Here is a 26,359-nt window from a genome sequence, read left to right on the forward strand (position 1 = left end):
GGGGCTATCGGGTGCGATCCCGGGTCGGCACCGGCGCGTTCCGGATCGACCTGGCCGTGCGGGCGTCCCCCGGCGCAACGCCCCGTTCGCGCTCGGCATCGAATGCGACGGCACCACGTACGACTCGGCGCCCGCCGCCCGGGACCGGGACCGGCTGCGCGAACGGGTACTACAGGACCTCGGCTGGCGGCTGCACCGGATCTGGGGCACCGCCTGGTACCTCGACCGCGAACACGAGGAACAGCGGCTGCGTGCGGCGATCGAGGCGGCCCTGGCCGGGTACCCGGCCGACGAGCAGGCGCCCGAACTGGACGGCAGCACCGTGCCGGACCCGGCCGAGATCGAGGGCGAGGTCGAGGACGAGGAACGTGAGCCGGTCCTGGTCGTCGAGACCGAAGCGGGGTACGCCCCGGTGACGGTCCTCGCCGACGCACACGTCGACGGCCTGGCCCACGACCCGGCCGACACCTTGGCCGACGCTCTCGCCGATGTGGACGAGGATGCCGACGCTTACCTGGCCGGGTTCGCGGACGTGCGGCAGGAGATGGCCCCGCGGGAGTGGTCGCACGCCTTCCCGGGCGCCCACGACGAGGAACTGTCGTGGGAGGAGACCCCACCGGTGTGGGCGGGCGCCATGGACCTCGACCCCGACCTCGAACCGGTTGCGGCGGAACAGGCCTTCCCCGCGGCGTTCGATCTGCCGGCCGAGTTCGATCTGCCGGTGGCGTTCGGGCCGCCGGCCGTGGCTGACTCGCCCGCCGAGGCGGAACAGGTGTTCAGCGGGCCGCCCGCCGAGGCGGAACCGATGCTCACCGAGGAGACGGGGGTACGGCCCGCGGTGTTCGAGCGGGTGTCCCGCACCGAGCCCGCCGAGTCCGCCGGGGCCGTGCCGGAGGTTCGGGCGGCGGTGTTCGAGCAGGTGAACCGGGCCGAAGAGGAGACCCGGGTCCGGCCGGCCGTCTTCGAGAAGGTCAACCGGGGCGAGGTGGCGCGTGCCGCCGTCGAGTCGGGCAACCTCATCCACGGCGACATCGACGACGAGCCCCGGGTCACCGCGGCCGTCTTCGAGCGGGTGAGCCGGGCGGACCTGGCCAGGGCCGAGACCGCCCGAGCCGAAGCCGCCCGGGCCGCGACGGAACGGGCCGAAGCTGTTCGGGCCGCCACGGAACGGGCCGAAGCCGTTCAGGCCGAGGCGAAACTGGCCGAAGCCGCCCGGGCCGAAGGGGCACGGGCTGCGCAGGCCGCGCTCGCTGAGGCGGCCCTGGAGGAGGCGGCTCTCGCCGAGACCTCCCGCGTGGAGATCGCCCGGGCTGAAGCTGCAGCCCGGGCTGCAGCTGAAGCGCGGCTGAGGCCGAGGAGATCGCCCTCGCCGACGCGGTGCGGGCCGAGGCCGACTTCCACGCTCCGGTAACCGTCTACGGGCTGCCCGACGTCCAGCCGGTCTTCGTCGCACCCGTCGAGGCTCCGGGGCCCGCGCGCAAGAGCACCCGGCCGCGGACCACGCGCACCATCCGGCCGGTGAAGAGCACCGTCGCCGAGACGACGGCCGGCGAGACGACGGCCGCGAAGGCGCCGACGGCTCCGAAGGAGAGCACGGCTCCGAAGAAGACGACAGCTCCGAGAAAGACAGCGGCCCCGAAGGAGAATGCGGCTCCGGCGAAGGCGGCGGCCTTGAAGGAGACGAACAAGGAGACGACGGCACCGAAAGCGGCCGGGAAGGTCGAGGCGGCGGCGATGGAGGTGCACCACGGGCCGGACGAGTGGGCCCACCCGTACCAGAAGGCGCAATTGGCCCCGCTGCCTGCCGGAACCGGCCTCACCGACCCGGAGAGCCGCCCCCACCTCGCCGACGCGATCCGGCGGATCGCCGCCGTCGAGGGGCCGGTGCACGTCAGCGTCGTCCTTCAGCGGATGCGTGAGGCCTGGTCGATCGCCCGGATCACCAAGCCGGCCCGGACCGTGATCGACGCCGAGATCGCGGCGCAGGCCGAGAAGGCCCGGGTCACCTGGGCGGACGAGTTCCTCGGTGATCCCGGCCAGATCGTGCCGGCGGTGCGGACCCGGGCCGGCGGGGGTGGCCCGCAAAGCCGATCAGGTCGCCGACTCCGAGCTGCGGGGTGGCGCTGGAGCATCTGGTCCAGGACGCCGGGGCGATCGAGGTGGAGGGTCTGCTCGCCGCGACCGGGAAGCTGTTCGGATGGGCGGCGCGCCGGTCCGGGAACTGGACGACCGGCTCACCGGGCTGGTCGCCGACCTGGTCGGCGAAGGTATGCTGGAACGCCGCGACGAACGGGCTCAGCGCCGCCCACGACCTGCCCGATCCGCTCGCTCTGCCCCGCCACGACGCGGCGCCGTCGCGCTCCCGGAAAAGGGTGCGCAGCTGATCTTTGGATAAAGCGATTCGGAGGGCGTCTTTCCAGCTCAAGGCCGTTTAGGGAACGGTGAATTAACGTCCGGAGAACTGCTGGCCGCGCTTTCTGATAATTGCGGTAATGGCTTACCGTGGCGGCGTGCCCGTCAATGTCGAGGCTGTTTTCCGGAGTGAGACGCCGGCCCGTCTGCGGTTGTGGGCGGTGCTCGCCGCGGGCGCGGCCGCCGCCCTGCTGCTCGCCCTCACTCTGGTGATGGCCGGGGTGCGCGAACAGGTCCGGGTCATCGGGCTCCAAGCCGCGCCGCAGGCCGCCACCGCCGCCGACCTCTACTTCGCCCTAAGTGACCTGGATGCCCAGGTCACCCGGATCCTGCTGGCCGGCGACAGCGACGAACTGGCCGGCAGTCGTGTCGACGCGCTCGGCATCTACCGGGACCGCGGCTACCAGGTCGACCATGATCTGCGACTGCTGCTGACCACGGACGCGGAACCGGCTGTCGTGCTCCGCGTCATGGACGGGCTCACCGTCTACCGGCAGCGTGTCGGCCAGGCCCTGACCGCGCCGGACTCGCTGGGATACTGGACCCAGGCCACCAACCTGCTGCACCTGCGGATCCTGCCGGACGCGGCCCGGTTGCGGGAGGCCAGCACCGGACGGCTCGACGCGGCGTACCGGGCGAAAGCCGCCTATGAGTCAGCGGGTTCCGCCGTCGTGATCGTTCTCGGCGGGGCGCTGGTCGGGCTGCTGATCCAGCTGCAGATCTGGATGGCCCGCCGGTTCCGGCGCAACTGGAACCCGGCTCTGGTCGTGGCCACCGGCCTGAGTGTGCTGTTGCTGGCCGCCGCGGTCCTGGTACTGCAGCTGCAGTCCCGGCAGCTCGCCGACGGGCGCGACGACGGGCTCGGGCCCTACCTCGCCCTCTCCGAACTGCGGGCCCTCGGTTACGACGCGGCCGCCGACACCGGGCGATATCTGGTCAGCGGCAACCTTTCCTACTACCGCGACGACTTCACCGGGAAAGCCGCCTGCCTGACCGGCGAGGCCCCCTGCGACACCTCGGCCACGGGCGGTCTGTCCCGTCTCGCCGGGGCGGAAGCGGCCGTGCGCTGGGCCGGTTACCAGCGGGTCCATCTGCGCATCCTCAACCTCGCCGACGCCGGCCGCGCCGACGAGGCTACCCGGCTGCTCACCGGCATCCGTCGCGGTGACGCGGCCTTCGACTTCGCCTGGTTCGACGCGTCGGTGGCCGAGGTCGCCGGCGAGCGCGAGCAGGACTTCGCTCGGGCGCTCCGCGCCGCGGAGACCACCATGACCGGTTCCACCGTGCTGCCGGGCGCGATTCTCACCGTGGTCGTCGCGCTGATCCCCATGGCCGTACGCCGCCGCCTGGCCGAGTACCGATGACTCGCCCCAGCGCCGCGTCGTCGCCGTACCTGCCGCTTGCCCTGCCGCCGTGCCGTCTCCGCGCCGGCCGCGCTCCGCTGCCGTGCCGTCTCCGCGCCGGCCGCGCCCGGCCGCCGTCCGAAAGGAAACACCGTGATGAAGCTGCGGGCCCTCGCCGTCGTGGCGCTGCTCGCGACGGCGGGCTGTCAGGCGCCCGAACCGGAACCGGTGCGGATCTCCTGCGGCTCCGGGCCGGTGACCGGGCAGGGGTCGTCGGCGCAGACGAACGCCGTCAACGCCTGGATCAAGGCCTATCAGATCGCCTGCCCGGAGGCAACCGTCGAATACGCGAGCACCGGTTCCGGAGCCGGTGTGCGGGCGTTCCTCACCGGAACCGGGGACTTCGCCGGAACCGACACCCCGCTCAGCACCGCCGACCAGGCCAAAGCCGACGCCCGCTGCGGCACCGGCCCGGCGGTCCATCTGCCGCTGGTGGCCGGGCCGATCGCGCTCGCTTACAACGTCGCCGGAGTCGACAGTCTGCGGCTGCGGCCGGACACCATCGCCCGGATCCTCAGCGGCCGGATCACCGTCTGGAACGATCCGGCCGTCGCCGCCGACAATCAGGGCGTCGCCCTGCCCGCCACGGCGATCCGGGTGGTGCACCGGTCCGACGACTCCGGCACCACCGCGAACGTCCTCGCCTATCTGGCGGTGGCGGCCCCGTCGGTCTGGACCCACGGCACCGGCAGTGCGTGGCCACTTCGTGGCGGCGACGGCCGTCGTGGCAGTCACCGGGTGGTGGCCGCGATCGCCGGGACCGACGGCGCGATCGGGTACGTGGAATCCTCGTACGCCCGGGTCAATGATCTTCCCGGGGTTCGGGTGGGCACCTCGGACGGCCGCTGGGCCGATCCCACCGACCACGCGGCCGGCCTGACGATCGCCGCGGCCACCGTCTCCGGTGCCGGCGGCGACCTGCGCCTGGCGATCGACCACACGGTCACCGGCGGCGCCTACCCGATCGTCTCGGTCACCTACGAGGTGGTGTGCCGGGGCTCCGTCTCCGGGGTGGCCCGCAGCTTCCTCGGTTACGCCGCGAGCGAGGCCGGCCAGGAGGCCGCCGCGAACGCCGGGTTCGCCCCGTTACCGCCGGCTCTCCGCGAACAGGTGGTCGCGAGCGTGGCTGAGCTGGGATGAACCGAGCGCCGGGTCACCGGTGCGGCCGGCGAGGGAGCAGGCACGGCGGAGCCAGTGCGGTGAGCGCCGCACGTCGGTCTGGCGACCGGCGGATGCGGTCCAAGGGGGTGGCCGCATCCGCCGGTCGTGGGGTGCCTACTTCGGCGGGTTGCCGTAGTAGGCACCCGGCCCGTGTTTGCGCTTGAAGTGGCGCTCCTGCAGGTGCTGCGGGGTGGTGGCGGCCGGGTTGAGGGCCAGCGTCTTGATGGCCATCTCGGCGACGGCCTCCAGGATGATGCCGTTCTCGACCGACTTCATCGGGGTGGCGCCCCAGGTGAACGGCCCGTGGTTGGCGACCAGGGCGGCCGGCATCCCGGCGGCGGCCTCGTCGTCACCGATGCGTTCGACGATGACCCGGCCGGTGTTCAGCTCGTAGTCGGTGGCGCACTCCTCGGGCGTGAGCCCGCGGGTCACCGGGACCGGGCCGTCGAACGTGTCGGCGTGTGTGGTGCCGAGGACCGGGATGTCCAGGTCGGCCTGGGCGAAGGCGACCGCGTTCGTCGAGTGGGTGTGGGTGACCCCGCCGATCGACGGCCACGCCAGGTAGAACGCGCGGTGGCTCTCGCTGTCGACCGACGGCCGCAGGTCACCGTCGAGGACCTTGCCGGTGGCGAGGTCGACGGGCACCAGGTCGTCCTCGGTCAGGTCGTCGTAGGCGACACCGGAGGGCTTGATCACGTACAGCCCGGCCTCCCGGTCGATGCCGCTGACGTTTCCCCAGGTGAGCTGAGCGAGCTTGGCCAGCGGAATCCTCTGATTGGCCAGCAGCACGGCCCGGCGCAGGGCCGGCGAACCGTAAGTCACGTCGTCTTCTCCTCGACCGGCGGATGTTAGCGCTCACCCTAGCGGAGCCGGGTCGTCACGATACAGGGCCGAAACACCCGAGTGTTAGCGACAACAGGTCTCCTGCCTCGACGCTACCGGCTCTGGGTGACGCTCCGGACCATGTTGCGGAAGCGGCCGTAGTCGGCGCGGGTGTTTGCGGTGCGCTGCGCCGGGACGCGCAGGTGGCCGGGAACGTTCGGCGGTGGCAGCAGCCAGGTGAAGTCGGCGCCGCCCAGGGTGATGGTCCGCCCGGCGGGGCAGATGCCGGAGCGCCGGTCGGCCACCGCGCCGGTCGGGCCGTAAACGATCAGCAGACCGGTTCGGGAGGTGCCGAGGTGCACCGCCCAGGCCTCCCCGTAACCGGGCAGTCCGCTGCCGGCCGCGGTCAGCAGGGTGTCCCGTCCGCGCAGCGGCACGATGATCTCGTGACCGGCGGCGTCGCGGATGTGCAGGGTGCCGGCGAGCCGTGGGGCCCGGCGCCGGAACCAGGCGCTCACACCCGTGCTGGTGGGCGTCTCCGGAAACGGCGTCTCATCGGTGAGCACCCCTCGCACTGTAGCGGCGTGCCGCCGGGGCGCAACCCTCGGTCACCGGAGCGAGCCGAGATTGGCACCGCCCCGGACCGGGGTGCTGGCACCGGTCCGGGGCGGGCGTCTGGGTGAAGACCAGGTCGGATGTCGGGGGAGACCGCTGGTCAGGTGTGTGGTGGGCCGGCGCTGGCCCGGGCCACGACGCGGGGTGCGACCACCACGTCCTCCGGCGGGTCGTCGCCGTCGGGGGCGGCCATGTGGCGCAGCAGCAGGGACAGGGCGCGCCGCCCCAGTTCGGCGAAGTCCTGGTGGACGGTGGTGAGCGGGGGCAGGAAGTAGCCGGAGTCGGGCATGTCGTCGAAGCCGGTGACGCTGACGTCGCCGGGCACCCGGCGGCCGGATTCGTGCATGGCGAGGAGGACCCCCAGCGCGATCCGGTCGTTGGCGCAGAAGACGGCGGTCACGGCCGGGTCGGCGGCGAGACGGCGGCCCTGGTCGTACCCCGCTTCGGCGTCCCACCATCCGGTGGTGACGGCCGGGACGACGGCGCCGGCCGCGTAGAGGGTCTCGCGCCAGCCGTCGACCCTGGACTGTGCCTCGGGCCAGTCGAGGGGTCCGGCGACGTGGTGCACGGTGGCGTGGCCGAGGTCGAGCAGGTGCCGGGTGGCCAGGCGGGCTCCGGCGGCGTTGTCCACCCGTACCGTCGGGAAGCCGGCTTGTCCGTCTCCGCCGACGGCGACGCAGGGCATGCCGGCGGGCGCGTGGGTGAGCGCCGTGGTGACCGCGTGTTTGGGTGCGATGGCGATGATGCCGTCGACGCCGTGCTGGACGAGCCGGTCGACGGCTTCCAGGACGGGCCGGTGTGACAGGTCCCGGACGGTGGCGACGCTGACCAGGTAGCCGGCGGCGCGGGCGGCGCTCTCGATGCCGTAGAGCATCGACTCGGGCCCGAAGAGGGTGGTCTCGAACCCGACGATCCCGAGGGTGTGCGATTTGCGGGTGGCGAGGGTGCGCGCGGCCAGGTTGCGCCGGTAGTTGAGCGAGCGCATCGCGGCGAGCACTCGTTCCCGGGTCTCGGCGCGGACGTGCGGATGCTCGTTGATCACTCGCGACACGGTCTGGTGCGAGACGCCGGCCAGTTTGGCCACGTCACGCATGACGCTGCCGCGCTCCTTGCCGGGTCTCGGCCGAAGTGCGAACGCGGGTGATTCGGGTGCCGGCTCGGGCCCCGGCACATGGTCAGGTGTCGCCATTGGACGATTCCTAGCAGCTTCCGCTCGATCACCACGGGTGAGATAGGCGTTCTTGCAACAGATCTGAAACGTTGATCCATATCTCTTGACGACGTGGTTGAGAGCGGTAACACTCACGAAACGCAAGCTGTGACGGCGGTCGCAGCAGGACGGCGATTCTCGCGTGTTTGGGCTGGTCGCCCAGGCCGCTGATTGTTTGTTAACGGTAACAGTTCTGGAGGGGTTGTAGTGCGCAGGACTTTGTCTGTGGCGGTTTTTGGTGGCCTCCTGGCCGTGTCCACGCTTGCCGGTTGCGGTGGCAGTGACAGCGGCTCCGAGGGCGGCGGCGACGACGGCAAGCTCACGCTCGGTTTCTCCCAGGTGGGTGCCGAGAGTGGCTGGCGTACCGCCAACACCGAGTCGATCAAGGCGTCCGCCGCGGCCGCCGGGATCGAGCTGAAGTTCTCCGACGCGCAGGGCAAGCAGGAGAACCAGATCAGCGACATCCGTGGCTTCATCACGCAGAAGGTCGACGTCATCGCCTTCTCGCCGGTGGTCACCTCCGGCTGGGACGCGGTGCTCAAGGAGGCCAAGGACGCCGACATCCCGGTCATCCTGACCGACCGTGCCGTCGACTCGACCGACACCTCGCTGTACGAGTCCTTCATCGGCTCGGACTTCAAGGTGGAGGGCCAGAAGGCCGGCGAGTGGCTGGCCAAGGAGTACGAAGGTAAGACCGGCGACGTCAACATCGTCGAGCTGCAGGGCACCACGGGCTCGGCTCCGGCCATCGACCGGCAGACCGGCTTCGCCGACGCGATCAAGGCGAACCCGAACCTGAAGATCGCCAAGTCGCAGACCGGTGACTTCAAGCGCGCCGACGGCAAGACGGTCATGGAGACCTTCCTGCAGTCGGTCCCGAAGATCGACGTGCTCTACGCCCACAACGACGACATGGGCCTGGGCGCGATCGAGGCCATCGAGGCCGCCGGCAAGGTGCCCGGCAAGGACATCAAGATCATCACCGTCGACGCGGTCAAGGACGGTATGACGGCGCTGGCCGCGGGCAAGATCAACTTCATCGTCGAGTGCAGCCCGCTCCTCGGTGACCAGCTGATGGAGACCGCCAAGAAGGTCAAGGCCGGCGAAGCGGTGGAGAAGCGGATCCTCACCAAGGAGGGCACCTTCACCCCGGAGCAGGCCAAGGCCGAGCTCCCCAACCGCAAGTACTGATTGATTCGCCCGTAGGTCGCCCCGGCTCGTCCGGGGCGACCTACGGCGCTCGAAACGGAGCAAGAATGGGCGAGCAGTCCCCGGTCCTCGAGATGACCGGGATCAGAAAAGTCTTCCCCGGCGTCGTCGCCCTCGACGGCGTCGATTTCCGTCTGTTCCCGGGCGAGGTCCACGCGCTCATGGGCGAGAACGGCGCCGGCAAGTCCACTCTGATCAAGACGCTGACGGGCGTCTACGAGATCGACGGTGGCGAGATCAAGCTGGGCGGCGTGCCGGTGCGGATCGCCGGGCCGTTGCAGGCGCAGCAGGCCGGCGTCAGCACGGTGTACCAGGAGGTCAACCTCTGCACCAACCTCTCCGTCGCGGAGAACATCTTCATCGGGCGTGAGCCGCGTAAATGGGGCAAGATCCAATGGGGCAAGATGCGGCGCCGTGCCACGGAGCTGCTCGCCCGGCTCGACCTCGATCTCGACGTGTCCGCGCCGCTGGACACCTATTCGCTGGCGATCCAGCAGATGGTCGCCATCGCGCGCGCGATCGACATCGACGCCCGGGTGCTCATCCTCGACGAGCCCACCTCCAGCCTGGACACCGCCGAGGTGGAGCAGCTCTTCCGGGTGATGCGCCTGATCAAGGAGTCCGGCGTGGCGATCCTCTTCGTCTCGCACTTCCTGGACCAGATCTTCGAGATCTCCGACCGGCTCACCATCCTGCGCAACGGCCAGCTGATCAGTGAGCACCGGGTCGAGGAGCTGTCCCAGGTGCAGCTGGTCGAGAAGATGATCGGCAAGGAGCTCGCCGCCCTGGAGGACCTCGAGGACAAGGCGCAGCGCAACCGGGAGCGGGCCGCCGAGGCGAAACCGCTGCTGGAGGCCAAAGGGCTCGGCCGCACCGGCGCGATCTCCCCGTACGACCTGACCATCCACGAGGGTGAGGTGGTGGGGCTGGCCGGTCTGCTCGGCTCCGGCCGCACCGAGCTGGCCCGGCTGCTGTTCGGCGCGGACAAGGCCGACAAGGGCGAGCTGTCGGTGGACGGCAAACGGGTCACGCTGCGCGACCCGCAGGTCGCGATGAAACACGGGATCGCCTTCTCCTCGGAGAACCGGCGCACCGAGGGCATCATCGGCGATCTCAGCGTCCGGGAGAACATCATCCTCGCGTTGCAGGCCACCCGTGGCTGGACGCGCCCGATCCCGCGCAAGAAGCAGGACGAGATCGTCGAGAAGTACATCAAGGCTCTCCAGATCCGGCCGGCCGACCCGGAGCGCCCGGTCCGCAACCTCAGCGGCGGCAACCAGCAGAAGGTGCTGCTCGCCCGGTGGCTGATCACCGAGCCGCGGCTCCTGATCATCGACGAGCCGACCCGGGGCATCGACGTCGGCGCCAAGGCCGAGATCCAGAAGCTGGTGGCCGAACTGTCCGACGGCGGGATGGCGGTGCTGTTCGTCAGCGCCGAGCTGGAGGAGGTCCTCCGGCTCAGCCACAAGATCGCCGTGCTGCGGGACCGGCGCCTGGTCGAGGAGCTGGAGAACACCGCGGACGTCGACGCCGACCGCATCATGCAGACCATCGCCAGCGGAGCAACCTCATGAGCATCATCAAGAACCGGCTGTTCTGGCCGTCGCTGATCCTGGCGGTGATGCTGGTCATCAACATGTTCACCTCCAACCAGTTCGTCACGATCCAGAACGGCCACCTCTTCGGCACCCTGATCGACATCCTGCGTGGCAGCGCGCCGCTCATCCTGGTGGCCCTGGGCATGACGCTGGTGATCGCCACCGGCGGCATCGACCTGTCGGTGGGCTCGGTGATGGCCATCTCCGGCGCCGTCGCCTGCCTGCTGATCAGTGACCTCGGCGATCAGAACGCCGTCGGATCGGTGCTGCTGATCATCGGCGTCGCGATCGCCGCCTCGCTGGTGCTCGGTCTCTGGAACGGCGCGCTGGTGGCGTTCGTCGGCATCCAGCCGATCATCGCGACGCTGATCCTGATGGTGGCCGGCCGTGGTGTCGCCCAGTTGATCACCGACGGTCAGATCATCAACGTGCAGTCCAGCCCGTACGCCACCCTCGCGACCGGGTTCTTCCTGGCCGTGCCGGTCGCCTTCCTGATCGCGGCGGCGGCCGTGGCGCTGACCCTCCTGCTGACCCGGCGCACCGCACTGGGCCTGCTCCTGGAGTCGGTCGGTGGCAGCCCGACGGCCAGCCGGCTGGCCGGCATCAGCGCACGGCGGATCACGATCATGGTGTACGTGGTGGCGGGCGGGTTCGCCGGTCTCGCGGGCCTGATCTACAGCGCCAACATCAAGAGCGCCGACAGCATCTCGGCCGGCAACCTGATCGAGCTGGACGCCATCCTGGCCGTGGTCATCGGTGGCACCGCGCTGATCGGCGGCCGGTTCTCGATCGCCGGCACGGTCCTCGGCGCGGTCCTCATCCAGACGCTCTCCGTCACGGTGGTCGCCATCGGCATCCCGCCCGAGGCGAACCTGCTGTTCAAGGCGGTCGTGGTGGTGGCGCTCTGCCTGTCCCAGTCCCCGGACTTCCGGGCGAAGGTCTTCGGGCGTTTCCAGTCGCGTCCCGCCGTGGAGAAGCCCGCCGTGGAGAAGGTTGTAACACCATGACCACTGTCGACATGACGCCGGCCACCAAAGGGCCGGAGATCAACAAGCGGCGCCGCGTCTACAAGCCGAACACCAAGTACATCCCGATCCTCGCCACGCTGTTCCTGCTCGTGGTCATGTACAGCACCAGCGTCGCCAATTACGAGAACTTCGGTGACCCGAGCGTCATCGTCAACCTGTTCCGTGACAACGCGGTGCTGCTGGTGGTCGCGGTCGGCATGACCTTCGTGATCATCACAGGTGGTATCGACCTGTCGGTCGGCGCGGTCATCTCGCTGACCACCACCCTGACCGCCACCCTGCTCCAGGGCGGCTGGCCGCCGCTTGTCGTGCTCCCGGCGGTGCTGCTGCTGGGCGCGCTGATCGGAGCCGGTCAGGGCGCGGTGATCCACTTCTTCAAGGTGGAGCCGTTCATCGCGACTCTGGCGGGTCTCTTCCTGGCCCGCGGCCTGGCGCTGTTCATCAACCAGAAGTCGATCCCGATCCGCGACGACCTCTGGCGGTCCATCTCGGACTACCGGATCGTGCTCGCCGACGGGGTGGTCACCAAGCCGATCGCCATCGTCGCGCTGGTCACCGTGCTGATCGCCGCCGTGGTGCTGGCGTGGACCCGGTTCGGCCGCAACGTCTACGCGATCGGTGGCAACGCCGACTCGGCGCTGCTGATGGGCCTTCCGGTGGGCCGTACGAAGATCGCTGTCTACACGGTCAGCGGTTTCTGCGCGGCGCTCGGCGGTGTGCTGTTCAGCATCAACTCCACCTCCGGCTGGGCGCTGCAGGGCAACGGCATGGAACTGGACGCGATCGCCGCCTGTGTCATCGGCGGTGTGCTGCTCACCGGTGGTTCCGGTTACGTGTGGGGAACGGTGCTCGGTGTCCTGGTGGCCGGCCTGATCCGGACGATCCTCAACTTCCAGGGCGATCTGAACTCGGCCTGGTCGCGGATCATCATCGGCGTTCTGCTCTTCGGCTTCATCGTGATGCAGCGACTGGTCACGAGAAAAGCGAAATGACCCGGATGAAACGTAAAAAGTGCGAGAAAGGCGATACATGAGTAACGGGGAAATCTGGTTCCTCACCGGCAGTCAGGGGCTCTACGGGCCGGAGACTCTGGAGCAGGTCGCCTCCCAGTCCCGCGAGATCGCCGCCCAGCTCGACGCGCGGCTCGACGCGGACGTGGTCTGGCAGCCGGTGCTGACCAGCGCGGAGCAGATCCTGGACATCTGCCGGCGGGCCTCGTCGACACCCGGCGTGCTCGGCGTGATCACCTGGATGCACACGTTCTCCCCGGCGAAGATGTGGATCGCCGGACTGGACGCGCTGCGTGCCCCGCTGCTGCACCTGCACACCCAGCACAACGTCGAGCTGCCGTGGGCCGAGATCGACATGGACTTCATGAACCTCAACCAGGCCGCCCACGGCGACCGGGAGTTCGGGTTCATCGAGACCCGGCTCGGGGTGCCGCGCAAGACGGTGGCCGGGCACGTCAGCAACCCGGCCGTGGTCGCGCGGATCGCCACCTGGGTCAAGGCGGCCCGTGGCTACTCGGCGATGCGCAGTCTCAAACTGGCGCGCTTCGGCGACAACATGCGGGACGTGGCGGTCACCGAGGGTGACAAAGTCGAGGCCCAGTTGCGGTTCGGGGTCTCGGTCAACACGTACGGCGTCAATGATCTCGTCGCAGTGGTGGACCAGATCGGCGATGCGGAGATCGACAAGCTGGTCGAGGAGTACCGGGACACCTACGACGTCGTCCCGGAGCTGCTGGGGGACCGGCTCGACTCGCTGCGCTACGGCGCCCGCGTCGAACTGGGTCTGCGGCAGTTCCTCACCGAGGGTGGTTTCAAGGCGTTCACCTCGAACTTCGAGGACCTCGGCGGTCTGCGTCAGCTCCCCGGCCTCGCGGTCCAGCGCCTGATGGCCGACGGCTACGGCTTCGGCGGCGAGGGCGACTGGAAGACGTCGGTGCTGGTCCACACGCTGAAGGCGATGGCCCCCGGCGGCGGCACCAGCTTCATGGAGGACTACACCTACGACCTGACACCGGGTAACGAGGTGATCCTCGGCGCCCACATGCTCGAAGTGTGCCCGTCGATCGCCGCCGGCAAGCCGAAACTGGAGATCCACCCCCTCGGCATCGGCGGCCGTGAGGACCCGGTCCGCCTGGTCTTCGACGCCGCGCCCGGCCCCGCCGTGGTCCTGGGCCTGGCCGACCTGGGTGAGCGCTTCCGCCTGGTGGCCAACGAGATCGAGGTCGTCCCGCCGACCGCCCCGCTGCCGAGACTCCCGGTCGCCCGCGCGGTCTGGAAACCGGCCCCGTCCCTCAGCACGTCCGCCGAGTGCTGGCTCACCGCCGGCGGCCCGCACCACACCGTCATGTCCTCAGCCGTCGGCACCGAGGAACTCGCCGACCTGGCCGAGATGGTCGGCACCGAACTCCTGGTCATCGACGACGCGACGACGACGCGCTCGTTCGCCAAGGAGGTCCGCTGGAACCAGGCCTACCACCGCCTGTCCCGGGGCTTCGGCCGCTAGAGGTGCGGCGGCCCCGCCCGGTTCACGCCGGGCGGGGCCAGTTCCAAGGATCGAAAACCCTTCTTCGGTACGGTCGTGCAGAGCTCTGCCCGCCCCCGCCAGGCAGGCATCGCCTTACGGCCGACCCGCGACCGCCGGGCCGAATGCGACCCGCACGGCAGGCGTCCCGCCCCCAAGCGTGGTGACCTGGGGTTCGGATCGAACCGCAACTAGCCACGCAGTTCGTCGACCGCCTGTGCGTGGTGAGGTGGGGTTCGATTCGAACCCCACCTCACCACGCTCGAAGGGTGGGTCAGGCGGAGGCCGGGACCGGCTCCTCCTTGCCGGTGGCGGGCTCGATCACCGGGGGCTTGCGTTCCAGGGCGGCGCCCTCCACGTCCAGCTCCGGGAGCCAGCGCAGCCAGGACGGCAGCCACCAGGCGGCGCGGCCGAGCAGGGCCAGAGCCGCCGGGACGGCGATCATGCGGACGATGAAGGCGTCGAAGGCGATGCCGACCGCGAGGGCGAACGCGATCGGTTTGATGGTGTCGTTGCCTTCGGGGACGAACGCCGCGAACACCGCGAACATGATGGTCGCCGCGGCGAGGACGACCGGGGCCGCCTGCCGGAAACCGGTGACGATCGCGTCCTTCGGCGCCGCGCCGTGGGCGTGTGCCTCGTGCATCCGGGACACCAGGAAGACCTGATAGTCCATGGCCAGGCCGAACAGGATGCCGACGATGATGATCGGCGCGAGGCTCAGGATCGGGCCGGTGGAACCGGCGTTGACCGCGTCGGCGGCCCAGCCCCACTGGAAGACCGCGACGGTGGCACCGAACGCGGCGCCGATGGTCAGCAGGAAGCCGAGCACCCCGACGACCGGCACCATCAGGGACCGGAACACCAGCACCAGCAGCACGAACGCCAGTCCGACGACGAGCGCCAGGTAGACCGGCAGGGCGTCGTTGAGTTTCTGCGACACGTCGATGCTGATCGCGGTGCTGCCGGTGACGTACACCTGGGCGCCGTCGGCGTCGTCGACCTGGTCCCGGATGGCGTGCACCAGGTCGACGGTCTTCTGGTCCTCGGGACCGGACGACGGGATGATCGTGATGAGGGCGGCGGAACCGGCCTGGTTCGGGGTGGCGGGCAGGGCCAGCGCCACGTCGGGCAGTGCGGCGACCTGTTTCTGCACCTCGGTCGCGTGGGCGGCCGAGTTCGGGCCGTCGACGAGGATCAGCAGCGGGCTGCTGACACCGGGACCGAACCGGGCGTCCATGATCTCCTGGGCGTACGCCTGGGTGCTGCCCTCGGCGGCCCGCTGGGCGAGCGTGGTCTTCATCGAGAAGAACGGGATCGCGATGACGCCGAGCAGGGCGACCGCGACGATCAGGCTGAGCCAGCGCTGCTCGGTGACGAGCCTCGCCCAGCCCTTGACGAACCCGCGCCCCTCGGGGGTGGCCTCGGTCAGCGGCACGTCGCGCAGCTTGCGCGGCAGGGCCCGCTTGCCGATCCAGCCGAGGATCGCGGGGACCAGGGTGATCGCGACCAGGACGGCGATCACGATGGTGCCCGCGGCGGCCACGCCCATCTCGCTGAGGAACGGGATGCCGACGATCGAGAGCCCGGCCAGGGCGATCACCACGGTCAGGCCGGCGGTGACCACTGCCGCACCGGCGGTGCCGACGGCCATGGCGGCGGACGCCTCCACCGTCAGGCCGCGGCGCAGTTCGTGCCGGAACCGGGTGACGATGAACAGCGCGTAGTCGATGCCGACCGCCAGGCCCAGCATCACCGCCAGGATCGGGGTGGTCGACTGCAGGTCCATGAACCCGGTCAAGGTGACGATGCCAGCCGCGCCGATGCCGACACCGGCGATCGCGGTCAGCAGGTTCATCCCGGCCGCGACCAGCGAGCCGTAGGTGAGGGCGAGCACGATCAGCGCGACCACCACACCGAGGAGTTCGGAGATGCCACCGATGTCGGCCGGGTTGCTCAGGGCCTCACCACGGGCCTCGACGGTCAGCCCACCGGCGCGGGCCTGGTCGACGGCGGCGGTGATCGCCTCGCGTTCGGCGTCGGTGACCTCGGAGGGCTGCACCGGGTAGGTGACCGAGCTGTACGCCGCCACCTGGTCCTGCGACACCGTGGGCGCCTGCGGGTCCAGCGGGTTCGACGCGTTGACCACGCCGGGCAGCTTGCCCAGGGCGGCGACGGTCTCGGCGACCTCAGCCGCGTTCGCCGGGTCGGTGATCTTCTGGCCGTCGGGGGCCTGGAACACCACCTGGACGGTGGCGCCGGCCGTAGCCTCGCCGAATCTCTCCTCCATCAGGGAGAGCGCGGTGGTCGACTCCTGGCCGGGGATGCTGAACGTGTTGGCGGTGGTCCCGGCGAGGGTGCCGGCACCGACACCGACGGCGACCAGGGCCACCAGCCAGGCGATCGTGACGAGCAGACGATGTCGGACCGAAGCCAGTCCGAGGCGGTGCAGCAGTGTTGCCATCAGGGGTTCCCTTGGTTCTTTGAAGAGGGTGGTCTTCAGTGCCCGAGCGCGTCGTAGCCGATCTCGGCGAGAGCGGCGGTCGTGCCGGGTGTGACGTGGTCCCGGAGGGCCACGCTGGCCACGGCGACCGCGCCGAGCGCCGCGGTGACCCGCAGTGCCCGGTCGAGGTCGGCGTGCATGTCGTCCCCGAAGGCCGCGGCGATGCTCTCGCCGATCGACTCGAGGGCGCAGCCCATGTCGCTCTCCGGCTCACTGAGCAGCGACGACAACAGCAGAGAGACGATGCCGGGACTGCCCACGGCCAGTTCGGCGATGTGGGCGATCGCGATCCGGTCCCGCTCCGGTCCGGCCGGCAGATCCGCGACGCCGGAGCCGGCGTCGCGGATCTGCTGCACGCACCGGCTGATGACGGCGGCCTGCAGCGCCTCCTTCGTGGGGAAGCGGTGCAGCAGGCCGGTCTTGGAATAGCCGACCGAGTCGGCGATCCGCTGGACCGAGGTCTCCTTGAAGCCGTGCCGGGCGAAGAGCAGGGCGGCGGCTTCCAGGATCTCGTCGTCGATCTGCTGTTTGGTGGGACGGGGCATGAGGACCACCGTAGACCGGAATGGACCAACCTGGTCGGTCAGGGACCGTGGCGGTCCCCACACCGCGAAACGTTAAGATCCGATTCCCCCGAGTGATCGAGATAAACCCGCAAAAGGTACGGATCGGGCCCGTCCGCGGCCCACCCGAAGACCAGCGGGTCGTCCTCGCACTCGACCAGATAGACCGGCAGCCACACCTGCCGGGTCCGCGGCGACTCCACCCTCACCGGCACCGACGGCCCGGTGAAGTCCGCCAGATCAGCGCGCGCCAGCAACCGGGCCACCGCGTCCCCGGGCAGTGCCGACGGCTCGCCGACCGGCGCGAACACCGTGCCGTCCGGCAGCGTCAGCACCGGCCGCTCCAGCCACACCGCGTGCGTGGCGTGCACGAACGGCACCGGCTCGGCCCGGCTCCCGTCGAACCGCAGCGTCATCGGCCGGCCCGGCGACAGCAGATAGCGGCGCCCGTCCGCGACCGACCGCTGCCCCAGCCCGGTCAGCTCCAGCCGCCCGTCCGGCCGGTGCAGGTGCCCGATCCCCTCCAGGAACCGCGCGGTCCGCTCCACCAGCACCGGCTCCACCCCGAAGAACCCGGCCAGCTCCTCGATCCCGGACAGTCCCGCCTCGGCCAGGGCCCGGGTCAGATAACGATCGAAGACGTCGTACGCGTGCGGCTCCCGCACCGTGGCCGCCACCTCGACCGCCCACATCGGCAGCAGCAGCGGCACGAACCGCACCGGCCGGACTCCGGGCAGCGCCCCCACCCGCCGGATCACCTCCCGCACCGGAAGATGCGCCGCCCCGGTCACCAGCCCGTCACCGCCCGGTTGCGCTCCGGGGCCCGCGACACCACCCGATCGAACACGCTCCCGGTCAGCAACGCCGCCATCTCGTCCGCGTCGGTACCGGCCGGGCAGCGGGCCGCCAGCCACGCCCGTACCACCTCGGTGTCGCGTAACGGCGGGCGCCGCATCTCCCCGACCAGCACCGCCCGCCGCGCCCGCACCAGCGGAACCAGCGCCGCCGGCACCCCGACCCGCGACGCGTCCTCCAGCACCAGCAGGTCGAACTCCAGGTCACCGTGCTCCGGACGGCCCGCGTCCAGACAGGTCGCGGCCACCACGTCGGCGTACCGCAGCAACTCGGGGTGCAGCTGCCGGGTCGGCCGGGCGGCCCGCTGGCGCCACTCCCGCAGCAGGCCGGCCCGGCCCCGCAGCACCGGTTCCAGCCCCTGACAGTGCTCGGCGAACACGGCCAGCCCGGCCGGATCGGCGATCCACGCCGGGGCCTCGGCCACGCCGTCCAGCAGCCGGGTCAGGTGATGCGCGGACCGTTCCGCCGACTCCAGGGCCCGCAACGCGGCCAGGCCGGCGAACGCGGCCCGGTCGGCGGCCGCGCGAACGATGCCGTCCTGCTCCACCGCACGGTCCAGGGCATGGGCATTGTTCTCGTACGCCACGGTCGTCTGATGCCACACCGACCGGGCGGCTGCCGCGCCCCGGACCGCGTCGCTCAGCCGCCGCCGCAGGCCGCCCGCGCTCCACCGGCGCAGCCGGGAACTCTCGGCCCGCCGCAACGCCGCGGTCAGCGCCTGGACCTCGGCGGCCGTCCGGGTGACCGTGTCCCGTGCCTCATCTGTGTCCTGTTCGGCTCGCCGGGTCGCCGCGCCCAGCCGTTCGCGGGCCTCGCGCACCGTGGTGTCCTGGTGCGCGGTCGCCCGGTCGGCCCGCTCCCGTGCCTCGGCCGCCTCGTCGAGCGCGGTGGTCAGCCGCCGCAGCCAGCCCAGCGCCGGTGACGGTTCGCCCAGCCACGGCTCCAGCGCGCGGGCCGCCGACTGGGAACGGGACAGGATGCGCTGCTGCACCCCGGCCGCCGCGGCGGTGATGCTGCCCGGGCCGGAACCCGCCTGATCGGTGCGGATCACCGTGGCGCCCGGCGGCAGCCGCGACATGATCGCCTCCACCGCCGGTGCCGCGGGCGCGGCGATCAGCACCCGCTCGCCCCGCTCGGCGGCCGCGCGGACGATCTCCAGGACGGTCAGGGTCCGGCTTGTGCCCGGCGGGGCCACCAGGCAGAACAGGTCCGGTACGGCCAGTGCTCGGCTCACCTCGTCGGTGCCGTCGTCGCCGGCGTGGTCCGCGAACAGCCCGTCGGCCAGCAGCGACAGCAGCCCCGGGTTCACAGTCCGGCCGGCCCGCAGGCGCAGGATCGCGTCCCGCTGGATCCGCTCGTCGAGCCCGGCATCCCGGCCGGCGGTGGCCCCGATCTCCCGCGCGCCGGGGGCGGCCCCGATCTCCCGCGCGGCGGCCACGGCCAGCTCCAGGGCGGCGCAGAACCCCTCGTTCCGATTCGACGAATGCTCTAGATCGACAAGGGTCGACGCCATCCGACCACCATAGTTGTGCCGCGTGCGGCCCAACAAACCACGCAGGATTGAATGAGGCGACCAAAAGCTTTCCGGTGTGGTGACTTGGGGTTCGATTCGCACCGCAACTCTCCACACCAGTCGGGCCGTGGTGAGTTCGGGCGTGAAACGCACCCCGGGTCAGCACGCGACCCGGACCACGAAACGTAGACGCGAGATCGGAGACACTGATGTCGTCTGCCCACGCTGACCTCATCTTCTCCGGCGGGCCGGTGTTCAGCGCCGGAGCCGGTCCGGCCACTGCGGTGGCGGTGCGCGGCGGCCGGATCGCCGCGGTCGGTGACGATCTGCGGGAGTTCCGCGGGCCGCGCACCGAGGTCGTCGACCTGGCCGGGCGGCTGCTGCTGCCGGGGTTCCAGGACGCTCATGTGCACGCCGTGATGGGCGGGACCGAGCTGAACCAGTGCGACCTGACCGAGACCACCGACCTGGACGAGTACCTGCGCCGGATCGCCGCCTACGCCGCGGCGCACCCGGACGCCCAGTGGATCGTCGGCGGTGGCTGGTCGCTGGAGAGTTTCCCGGGTGGGGTGCCGGGGCGTGAGCTGCTGGACCGGGTGGTGCCGGACCGGCCGGTCTACCTGATCAACCGGGACCACCACGGCGCCTGGGTGAACAGCCGGGCCCTGGAGCTGGCCGGGATCACCGCGGACACCCCGGACCCGGAGCACGGGCGCATCGACCGGGCCGCCGACGGCTCCCCGGCCGGTGGGCTGCAGGAGGGCGCGATGGAACTGGTCGAGCACCTGCTGCCGGAGGTGACCACGGCCGACCGGGTGGCCGGGCTGCGCCGCGCACAGGAACTGCTGCACTCGCTCGGTGTCACCGCCTGGCAGGACGCGATGGTGTGCGCCACCAACGGGTACCCGGACGTGGCCGACGCCTACCTGGCCGCCGCGGAACAGGGCTGGCTGACCGCGACCGTGGTCGGCGCGCTCTGGTGGGACCGGGAGCGGGGTGCCGAGCAGATCCCGGACCTGCTGGCGAACCGGGAGCGGTTCACGGTGGGCCGGCTGCGCTGCGACAGCGTGAAGCTGATGCTGGACGGGGTGGCGGAGAACTTCACGGCCGCGATGACCGAACCGTACAAGGACGCGTGTGGCTGTGTGACCGCCAACCGGGGGCTGTCGTTCATCGACCCGGCGGCACTTGGCGGGTACGTGACGGCGCTGGACGCGCACGGTTTCCAGGTGCACTTCCACGCCCTCGGTGACCGGGCGGTCCGTGACGGGCTGGACGCGGTGGCGGCGGCGCGGGCGGCGAACGGGTTCCGGGACACCCGGCCGCACCTGGCCCACCTGCAGGTGGTGCATCCGGACGACGTGCCGCGGTTCCGGCAGCTGGGCGCGACGGCGAACCTGCAGGCCTACTGGGCGTCGCACGAGCCGCAGATGGACGAGCTGACCATCCCGTTCCTGGGCGGAGAACTCGCCGGGCGGCAGTACCCGTTCGGGGACCTGTGGCGGGCCGGGGCACACCTGGCGGCCGGCAGTGACTGGCCGGTCAGCACACCGGATCCGTTGCAGGCGATCCACGTCGCGGTGAACCGGGTGCATCACGGCGCCGATCATCAGCCGTTCCTGCCGGAGCAGCGGCTCGGCCTGGCCACCGCGCTGGCGGCCTACACGGCCGGTTCGGCGTACGTGAACCGGCTCGACGACACCGGCACGATCCGTCCGGGGAACCGGGCCGACCTGGTGGTGCTGGACCGCGACCCGTTCCTGGCGCCGGCGGCGGAGATCGCGTCCACCCAGATCGTGTCGACCTGGGTGGACGGTGTGCGCGTCTTCGGCTGAGAACGAGAGCGCGACCTACTTCTCGTCGGTCGCCTCGTCCTCGTCGTGCTCGTCGCCTGCCTCGTCGGGCTGCGGGTGCCCGTGCCGGGCGTGCTGGACCGGGGCCGCTTCGATGACCTCGGCGACCGGCTCCTCCTCGACGTACTCGTTCATCTGCGGCGCGTCCACCCAGAGGGCGCGGAGCTGGCTCTGCATGAACCCGGTGAGCCGGCCACGGTACTCGCGGTCGAACTGCTCCAGGGCCTCGATCTGCTGCTGCAGCGCCTCACGCTTGACGCCGAGGCTGCCGACCACGTCGTCGTAGCGTTGCTGGGCCTGGTACTTGAGCTGTTCGGCACCGGCGTGCGCGTCGGCCCCGATGGTCTCGGCCCGGGACCGGGCGTCGGCCACGATCTTCTCCGCGGTGCGGCGGGCCTCCTCGGCACGGGCCTGCGCGTCGCGGGCCATCTGCTCGGCTCCGGCGCGGGCCTCGGCCAGCACCCGGTCGGCCTCCCGGCGCACGTTGTTGGCGTGCGCCTGCGCGTCCCGGGCGATCTGCTCGGCCGCCCCGAGGGCGTCCGTCCGGATCTTGTCCGCGTGGTGCTGGGCGCTTGCCACGTGCTCCTCGGCGGTGCGCTGCGCCAGCGCCAGCACCTGCAGAGCCTGGTTCGGCAGGCCAGGATTGGGGGAGATCACCGAATGCTCCGAGGTCTGACTGTCCGTCCCATTGAGAAGCACTTGGACACGATCCTTATCTGCAGGGGTGAGACAGGCACCCGGCCGGGTTGTCGTGAAGGGTGCGGCCGGAGCACTGGCCATGATCGGCGGATGCTACCAAGCCGGCCCGGCAGTCTGCGAGAGCGGCTTTGGTGGCCGCGTAAACACGCACAGTGCAGTTCGCATAATTGGACAAGTCTCGCATTAAGCTCATTTGGTCCCCCTCTCCGATAGTTCGAGGAAAAGCCATGGGTTTCCGCCGCACGCTGGCCGCATCAACCGTTCTGAGCTGTTTATTCTCCTCGTTCGCGACACCCGCGGAGGCGTATTCGGCAACCACGATGGCAGCCTGGACGATGGGTGAACCGCCGGGAAGCACCTGGATGGTGGACGCCAGTGGACGCGGTCATCACGGGCGAATCGGTCACGAGGTCGGCGTCGGCATGTTCGACGGTACGACGGTCGGATACCGCTTCGAACGGCTGGAACCGGACACTCCGCCCACCCGGCCCGGCCATCTGGTCAGCGTTCCCGACCAAACGGATCTTGACCCGGGGGAGCGGGACTTCGCGGTCTCGCTCCGGCTGAAGACCACTCACAAGTTCGGCAACATCATTCAGAAGGGTCAGGCGACCGTGTCCGGCGGCAACTGGAAGGTCCAGCTCCCCAACGGCCGGGCGACCTGCACCTTCCGCGGCGCCAAGGGGACGATCGAGCTGATCGCGCCGTACCGGATCAACGACGGCGGCTGGCACGTGGTCCGCTGCTCCCGGCTGCGGTCCGGCGTCTACCTGGCCATCGACGGGCGGCTCGCGGCCGGACGGGAGGGCTGGGTCGGCGCGATCGACAACGACTGGCCGGTCTCCATCGGCGGCAAGACCGACTGTGATCAGGTGAAGGTGGGCTGCGACTACTACGCGGGTGAACTGGACTGGGCGGTGATCCAGGCGGCACCGCCGGCGGAACGCTCCAGCCCGGCGGTCGCGGGACGGCGGTGACGGGCCGCCCGCCTCGCGGGGTAGGCCCGGACCGTTCGGTAGGCGTACCGGAAAAGGGAGAAGCCCGGCCCGGGGAGAACCCGGACCGGGCCGCTGGACCGGGCCGCTAGATCGTCAGGCCGCCCACTTGATGTAGGGGTTGACCTTGCCGGTCCAGTCGAAGACGGCCATGTTGTCCCAGCCGTCGCCGGTGCCGTTGATGTTCGCCGGGTCCCAGCCGTTGCCCTTGATGGCGTACCAGGTCGGTTCCCAGTAGAAGACGCCGATCGCACCGGCGTTGCGGGCAGTGTTCTGCACCCAGGTGAACTGCTGGGCCTGGCCCGCCGAAGTGGCCGGGATGCTGTCGCAGAGCACCGTGCCGGGGATCGAGTTCTTCTCGCTGTCGGCGTCCGCGGTGGTGAACTGGTATGCCGTCTCCGCGATGATCACCGGCTTGCCGTACCGGGTACGCACGTCGGTGATCACGTTGTACAGGTTGGCGAGCGTGCCGTGCCACATGCAGTAGTACGACAGCGCGGTGATGTCCCAGGTCACACCGGCCGCCTTGATACCGTCGTAGAACCAGCGCGCGTTGGTCATGCTGTCCGCGTCGGCGGTGTGGATGATGACCTGGGTACCGCTGTTGCAGGCCTTCGTCGCGTTGTAGCCCTGCTTCAGCAGCGCCGCCAGCGGGGCGAAGTTGCTGTTCACCACCTGGCCCTTGGGCCACAGCATGCCGACGTTGATCTCGTTGCCGATCTGCACACTGTCCGGCGTGAGGCCCGCTGACTTGAGGCTGCTGCACACGTCGTAGGTGTAGTTGTAGACCGCCGTCTGCAACTGGGCGAGCGTGTAGGACGCCCATGCCGCCGGCGGGTACTGCTTGCCGGGGTCGGCCCAGGTGTCGGAGTAGTGGAAATCGACCATCAGCTTCAGGCCCTTGGCCTTGATGGCCGCCGCCTGCTGGAGCACCTTGGCCTTGTTGTTGTAACCACTGGCCGGGTTGTTCCAGACACGCAGCCGGGCGTAGTTGACGCCGGCTGTCTTCAGGATGTCGTAGGCGTTCGCCTCGACTCCCGAGGCGTTGTAGTACTTACCGCCCAGATCGAGCGTGCGCTGCAGCGACGACACGTCGGCGCCGAGCATGGTGAGGGAGGCGGCTTGTGCGGGAGCGGGGTTTACCATCACGGCGATCGCGAGGACGGCGGCCGTGACGGCGGCCTTCATTTTCATGGTGGTGCTCCTTAAAACGGGGATTTACCGGAGCCAGCGGACATAGGGGTTGATGCGTCCGCTGTCGTCGAAGGTCGCCATGTTCTCCCAGGCGTTACCGGAGTTCTCGATGTCCTCGGTGTCCCAGCCGTTGCCGGCGATACCGGTCCAGGTGGGTTCCCAATAGAAGACACCGATGGCTCCCGCGTCACGCGCGGTGGTCTGCACGGCGGCGAACTGCTGCGCCTGGCCCTTCTGCGTGGCGGGGACACCATCGCAGGGAGCTTCCGACAGCATGATGTTCTCGAGGTGGTCGAAATTCTCGGTGGTGTACGGATAGGCCGTCTCGGCGATCACGACCGGCTTGCCGTAACGGGCTTTCACGTCACCGACGACCGTGGACAGGTTGGTGAGACTCCCGTGCCACATGCAGTAATAGGACAGCGCGGTGATGTCCCACTTCGCTCCCGCTGCGGTGATCCCGTCATAGAACCAGTGCGCGGCGTCGATGTTGCCGGCCAGTGCGGTGTGCACCATGACCTGAGTCTTCTTACTGCACGCTTTCGTCGCGTCATGACCGGCGTTGAGCAGTTTCGTGAGCGGCGTGAAGTCGCTGTTGTTCACATATCCGGTGGGCCACAGCATGCCGGTGTTGATCTCATTGCCGACCTGCACGCTGTCCGGTGTCGTGCCCTGCTTCTTCAAACTGCTGCAGACATCGTACGTGTAATCGTAGACGTCCTTCTCCAGCTGCTCCAGCGTGTGGCCGTCCCACGCTTTCGGGACGAATTGCTTGCCCGGGTCGGCCCACGTGTCGGAGTAATGGAAGTCGACGAGCAGCTTCATGCCCTTGGCCTTGGCCGCGCGGGCCTGTTGCAGAACCTTGGCCTTGTTCGAATAACCGCTGGTCGGGTTGTTCCAGATGCGCAGCCGGACGTAATTGACCCCGGCGTCCTGCAGAATCTCGTACGGATTGTCGCGCTTGCCGCGGACGTCGTAGAACTTCTGACCGAGTTCTAATGATCGCTGCAGGGTGGAGACGTCGGCGCCGCGCATTGTCAGGCCTTTTTGTTCATGCGCGGCGGCGGGGGAGGGGATCAGTGCCACCGCGAGGAAAGCGGCGACAGCGAGGGACGGTTTCATGACACTCCTTTTCGGTCTTCCGTGACAGAAAGGGCGTTTTTATAAAGGGTTTTTCAGGAGGGGGAACTACCGCGCACCACGAGAGAAGTGGGCACGGTGATGGAGAGCGGGGTGCGCCCGGCGATCACGTCGGTGAGCAGCCGGACCATCTCTTCGCTGATGCGTTCCATCGGGTTGCGCACGGTCGTCAGGGTCGGTTCGGTGGTGACCGCGAGCACCGAGTCGTCGAACCCGACCACCCGCACGTGACCGGGCACGTCCCGGCCGGCCTCGCGCAGCACCGGCAGGGTCGCGGCGGCCATCGCGTCCGAGGCCGCGAACACCCCGTCCACGTCCGGCACCCGGGCGAGCAGCGCGCGCATTCCCGCCGCGCCGCTCTCCCGGCTCCAGTCGCCGTGCTCGATGTACGCCGGGTCGACGGCGATCCCGGCCGCGATCAGCGCGTCGGTGTAGCCCCGCAGCCGGAACACCCCGCCGAACTGGTCCTGCGGCCCGGTGATCGTGGCGATCCGCCGGCAGCCGGCCGCGAGCAGATGCTCCACGGCCATCCGCCCGCCCATCCCGTCGTCGGCCGACACCGAACTGATCGACTCCTCGAACCCGAGCACCTGACCACAGGCCACGATCGGGATCTCGGCCTGCACCAGCTGCCGCAGCAGCGGGTCACCGGAGTGCGGCGACACCAGCAGCACCCCGTCGACGTGCCCGCCACCCAGGTAGGTGACGGTCCGCTCCCGTTCCTGAGGGGTGGAGGCGATCATCAATATCAGGGTCAGGCCCTGATCGGAGAGCGCCTGAGCCACCCCGCGCAGCAGCACCGCGAAGTTCGGGTCCTCGAACAGCAGGTGCTGCGGCTCGGTCAGCAGGAACGCGATCGACCCGGACTTCCCGGTGGCCAGCGAACGGGCGTGCGGGTTCGCCGTGTAACCGGTGCGGGCGATGGCGTCGGTGACCGACCTGACCGCTTCCGGGCTGACCCAGTCGCGTCCGTTGAGGACCCGGGAGACCGTCGCGTAGGAGACCCCGGCCTCGCGAGCGACATCGCGGATGGTGGGGCGTTTACGCGACACGT

At 70.0% G+C, this 26,359-nt stretch carries 23 protein-coding genes and 1 pseudogene; 12 read left to right on the forward strand and 12 right to left on the reverse strand.

The window, feature by feature from the left end; genetic code table 11:
• Nucleotides 1-97: 97 nt before the first annotated feature.
• Nucleotides 98-1,411 (forward strand): hypothetical protein, encoded by a 1,314-nt coding sequence (locus tag BLU81_RS00005; RefSeq protein ID WP_231954911.1) that lies wholly within the window; start codon nt 98-100, stop codon nt 1,409-1,411.
• Between the two features lie 4 nt (nt 1,412-1,415).
• Here the strand turns inward: BLU81_RS00005 and BLU81_RS50105 are convergent, their stop codons facing one another.
• The gene (locus tag BLU81_RS50105; RefSeq protein ID WP_231954917.1) at nt 1,416-1,820 is read right to left on the reverse strand and encodes a hypothetical protein; all 405 of its coding nucleotides are present in this window, start codon (nt 1,818-1,820) and stop codon (nt 1,416-1,418) included.
• On the opposite strand from BLU81_RS50105, the pseudogene BLU81_RS50110 reads away from it, so the two are divergent.
• The 4 genes and pseudogenes from BLU81_RS50110 to pstS form a co-directional block, all read left to right on the forward strand.
• A pseudogene (locus tag BLU81_RS50110) lies at nt 1,789-1,884 on the forward strand (hypothetical protein); the annotation flags it as partial. The gene BLU81_RS50105 and the pseudogene BLU81_RS50110 sit on opposite strands and share 32 nt — an antisense overlap.
• 233 nt (nt 1,885-2,117) lie before the next feature.
• The gene (locus BLU81_RS50115) at nt 2,118-2,384 is read left to right on the forward strand and encodes a hypothetical protein (protein ID WP_231954918.1); all 267 of its coding nucleotides are present in this window, start codon (nt 2,118-2,120) and stop codon (nt 2,382-2,384) included.
• Nucleotides 2,385-2,510: 126 nt separating this feature from the next.
• A complete protein-coding gene (locus BLU81_RS00020; protein ID WP_231953880.1) occupies nt 2,511-3,776 on the forward strand; it encodes a hypothetical protein in 1,266 nt (421 codons plus the stop codon).
• 135 nt (nt 3,777-3,911) lie between these two features.
• Nucleotides 3,912-4,955 (forward strand): phosphate ABC transporter substrate-binding protein PstS, encoded by a 1,044-nt coding sequence (gene pstS, locus BLU81_RS00025; protein WP_092540399.1) that lies wholly within the window; start codon nt 3,912-3,914, stop codon nt 4,953-4,955.
• A 135-nt stretch (nt 4,956-5,090) separates the two neighbouring features.
• Here pstS and araD read toward each other — a convergent pair whose 3' ends face one another.
• From araD to BLU81_RS00040, 3 genes are all read right to left on the reverse strand, one after another.
• On the reverse strand, nt 5,091-5,798 hold the full coding sequence (gene araD, locus BLU81_RS00030) for an L-ribulose-5-phosphate 4-epimerase AraD (protein WP_092540401.1): 708 nt from the start codon (nt 5,796-5,798) through the stop codon (nt 5,091-5,093).
• A gap of 113 nt (nt 5,799-5,911) precedes the next feature.
• A complete protein-coding gene (locus tag BLU81_RS00035; RefSeq protein ID WP_092540403.1) occupies nt 5,912-6,364 on the reverse strand; it encodes a hypothetical protein in 453 nt (150 codons plus the stop codon).
• A gap of 149 nt (nt 6,365-6,513) precedes the next feature.
• Nucleotides 6,514-7,506, reverse strand: a complete 993-nt coding sequence (locus BLU81_RS00040; RefSeq protein WP_092540405.1) for a LacI family DNA-binding transcriptional regulator — start codon at nt 7,504-7,506, stop codon at nt 6,514-6,516.
• Between the two features lie 369 nt (nt 7,507-7,875).
• Here BLU81_RS00040 and BLU81_RS00045 point away from each other — a divergent pair, with 369 nt between their 5' ends.
• From BLU81_RS00045 to araA, 5 genes are all read left to right on the forward strand, one after another.
• Complete coding sequence (locus BLU81_RS00045) at nt 7,876-8,814, forward strand: ABC transporter substrate-binding protein (RefSeq protein ID WP_231953884.1); 939 nt, start codon at nt 7,876-7,878, stop codon at nt 8,812-8,814.
• A 65-nt stretch (nt 8,815-8,879) separates the two neighbouring features.
• On the forward strand, nt 8,880-10,406 hold the full coding sequence (locus BLU81_RS00050) for a sugar ABC transporter ATP-binding protein (protein ID WP_092540409.1): 1,527 nt from the start codon (nt 8,880-8,882) through the stop codon (nt 10,404-10,406).
• Nucleotides 10,403-11,437: an ABC transporter permease gene (locus BLU81_RS00055; RefSeq protein WP_092540411.1), complete on the forward strand. Its 1,035-nt coding sequence runs from the start codon at nt 10,403-10,405 to the stop codon at nt 11,435-11,437. The genes BLU81_RS00050 and BLU81_RS00055 overlap by 4 nt, the downstream gene beginning before the upstream one ends.
• Nucleotides 11,434-12,450, forward strand: coding sequence for a galactofuranose ABC transporter, permease protein YjfF (gene yjfF, locus BLU81_RS00060; protein WP_092540413.1), 1,017 nt, complete (start codon nt 11,434-11,436; stop codon nt 12,448-12,450). Before BLU81_RS00055 ends, yjfF begins: the two co-directional genes overlap by 4 nt.
• A 37-nt stretch (nt 12,451-12,487) precedes the next feature.
• The gene (araA, locus tag BLU81_RS00065) at nt 12,488-13,972 is read left to right on the forward strand and encodes an L-arabinose isomerase (protein ID WP_092540415.1); all 1,485 of its coding nucleotides are present in this window, start codon (nt 12,488-12,490) and stop codon (nt 13,970-13,972) included.
• A gap of 292 nt (nt 13,973-14,264) precedes the next feature.
• On the opposite strand, the gene BLU81_RS00070 is transcribed toward araA, so the two are convergent.
• From BLU81_RS00070 to BLU81_RS00085, 4 genes are read right to left on the reverse strand one after another with little or no spacing between them, the layout of a single operon-like run.
• Entirely contained in the window at nt 14,265-16,454 is a 2,190-nt protein-coding gene (locus BLU81_RS00070) for an MMPL family transporter (RefSeq protein WP_092540417.1), read from the reverse strand.
• 35 nt (nt 16,455-16,489) lie between these two features.
• Nucleotides 16,490-17,038, reverse strand: a complete 549-nt coding sequence (locus tag BLU81_RS00075; RefSeq protein WP_092556360.1) for a TetR/AcrR family transcriptional regulator — start codon at nt 17,036-17,038, stop codon at nt 16,490-16,492.
• 38 nt (nt 17,039-17,076) lie between these two features.
• A complete protein-coding gene (locus BLU81_RS00080) occupies nt 17,077-17,847 on the reverse strand; it encodes a hypothetical protein (RefSeq protein ID WP_092540419.1) in 771 nt (256 codons plus the stop codon).
• A complete protein-coding gene (locus BLU81_RS00085) occupies nt 17,844-19,424 on the reverse strand; it encodes an AAA domain-containing protein (protein ID WP_092540421.1) in 1,581 nt (526 codons plus the stop codon). The genes BLU81_RS00080 and BLU81_RS00085 overlap by 4 nt, the downstream gene beginning before the upstream one ends.
• 209 nt (nt 19,425-19,633) lie before the next feature.
• Between BLU81_RS00085 and BLU81_RS00090 the strand changes: the two genes are divergently transcribed.
• Nucleotides 19,634-21,259 (forward strand): amidohydrolase, encoded by a 1,626-nt coding sequence (locus BLU81_RS00090; RefSeq protein ID WP_092540423.1) that lies wholly within the window; start codon nt 19,634-19,636, stop codon nt 21,257-21,259.
• 15 nt (nt 21,260-21,274) lie between these two features.
• Here the strand turns inward: BLU81_RS00090 and BLU81_RS00095 are convergent, their stop codons facing one another.
• Nucleotides 21,275-21,934: a hypothetical protein gene (locus BLU81_RS00095; protein ID WP_231953890.1), complete on the reverse strand. Its 660-nt coding sequence runs from the start codon at nt 21,932-21,934 to the stop codon at nt 21,275-21,277.
• A gap of 377 nt (nt 21,935-22,311) precedes the next feature.
• Between BLU81_RS00095 and BLU81_RS00100 the strand changes: the two genes are divergently transcribed.
• Nucleotides 22,312-22,953, forward strand: coding sequence for a LamG-like jellyroll fold domain-containing protein (locus tag BLU81_RS00100; protein ID WP_231953897.1), 642 nt, complete (start codon nt 22,312-22,314; stop codon nt 22,951-22,953).
• 114 nt (nt 22,954-23,067) lie between these two features.
• Here the strand turns inward: BLU81_RS00100 and BLU81_RS00105 are convergent, their stop codons facing one another.
• From BLU81_RS00105 to BLU81_RS00115, 3 genes are read right to left on the reverse strand one after another with little or no spacing between them, the layout of a single operon-like run.
• Complete coding sequence (locus tag BLU81_RS00105) at nt 23,068-24,159, reverse strand: glycoside hydrolase family 53 protein (protein WP_092540429.1); 1,092 nt, start codon at nt 24,157-24,159, stop codon at nt 23,068-23,070.
• Nucleotides 24,160-24,189: 30 nt separating this feature from the next.
• Entirely contained in the window at nt 24,190-25,287 is a 1,098-nt protein-coding gene (locus BLU81_RS00110; RefSeq protein WP_092540431.1) for a glycoside hydrolase family 53 protein, read from the reverse strand.
• A gap of 53 nt (nt 25,288-25,340) precedes the next feature.
• On the reverse strand, nt 25,341-26,357 hold the full coding sequence (locus BLU81_RS00115) for a LacI family DNA-binding transcriptional regulator (RefSeq protein ID WP_231953899.1): 1,017 nt from the start codon (nt 26,355-26,357) through the stop codon (nt 25,341-25,343).
• Between the last annotated feature and the right edge of the window lie 2 nt (nt 26,358-26,359).

This window comes from Actinoplanes derwentensis (genome assembly GCF_900104725.1).
GTDB lineage: Bacteria > Actinomycetota > Actinomycetes > Mycobacteriales > Micromonosporaceae > Actinoplanes > Actinoplanes derwentensis.

Bases quoted from the DNA above. Each gene is read 5' to 3' on its own strand.
- pstS (WP_092540399.1), top strand. From the start codon at position 3,912: ATGAAGCTGCGGGCCCTCGCCGTCGTGGCGCTGCTCGCGACGGCGGGC.
- BLU81_RS00040 (WP_092540405.1), bottom strand. From the start codon at position 7,506: ATGCGTGACGTGGCCAAACTGGCCGGCGTCTCGCACCAGACCGTGTCG.
- BLU81_RS00050 (WP_092540409.1), top strand. From the start codon at position 8,880: ATGGGCGAGCAGTCCCCGGTCCTCGAGATGACCGGGATCAGAAAAGTC.
- BLU81_RS00055 (WP_092540411.1), top strand. From the start codon at position 10,403: ATGAGCATCATCAAGAACCGGCTGTTCTGGCCGTCGCTGATCCTGGCG.
- yjfF (WP_092540413.1), top strand. From the start codon at position 11,434: ATGACCACTGTCGACATGACGCCGGCCACCAAAGGGCCGGAGATCAAC.
- araA (WP_092540415.1), top strand. From the start codon at position 12,488: ATGAGTAACGGGGAAATCTGGTTCCTCACCGGCAGTCAGGGGCTCTAC.
- BLU81_RS00070 (WP_092540417.1), bottom strand. From the start codon at position 16,454: ATGGCAACACTGCTGCACCGCCTCGGACTGGCTTCGGTCCGACATCGT.
- BLU81_RS00075 (WP_092556360.1), bottom strand. From the start codon at position 17,038: ATGCCCCGTCCCACCAAACAGCAGATCGACGACGAGATCCTGGAAGCC.
- BLU81_RS00085 (WP_092540421.1), bottom strand. From the start codon at position 19,424: ATGGCGTCGACCCTTGTCGATCTAGAGCATTCGTCGAATCGGAACGAG.
- BLU81_RS00090 (WP_092540423.1), top strand. From the start codon at position 19,634: ATGTCGTCTGCCCACGCTGACCTCATCTTCTCCGGCGGGCCGGTGTTC.
- BLU81_RS00100 (WP_231953897.1), top strand. From the start codon at position 22,312: ATGGGTGAACCGCCGGGAAGCACCTGGATGGTGGACGCCAGTGGACGC.
- BLU81_RS00105 (WP_092540429.1), bottom strand. From the start codon at position 24,159: ATGAAGGCCGCCGTCACGGCCGCCGTCCTCGCGATCGCCGTGATGGTA.
- BLU81_RS00110 (WP_092540431.1), bottom strand. From the start codon at position 25,287: ATGAAACCGTCCCTCGCTGTCGCCGCTTTCCTCGCGGTGGCACTGATC.